The 212-nt window shown below is 64.2% G+C and carries 1 pseudogene; it reads right to left on the reverse strand.

The annotated features are described in order from the left end of the window. Positions 1-212 (reverse strand): annotated as a pseudogene (locus A3728_RS17265) (1-acyl-sn-glycerol-3-phosphate acyltransferase); the annotation flags it as partial.

The raw sequence follows: 212 nt of genomic DNA on the forward strand, positions 1-212 counted from the left end.
ATGATATCGAGGAACGACTGGTGCTTGGCCGCGATCAGAACTTCGCCCTGCGGGACGGGGCCGCGCACCTCGCAGCGCAACCCGATGATCCAGCGGGCGCTCCACATGGCGTAGCGGGCATAGCTTTTGCAGGCGGTATAGGCACCCACCTTGGAAAACATCGCCCATGGCGCGAAGGCGAGCCCGAGGATCGGCATGGCGATCGTCACCTG

This window comes from Sulfitobacter sp. HI0040 (genome assembly GCF_001634885.1).
Classification (GTDB): domain Bacteria; phylum Pseudomonadota; class Alphaproteobacteria; order Rhodobacterales; family Rhodobacteraceae; genus Sulfitobacter.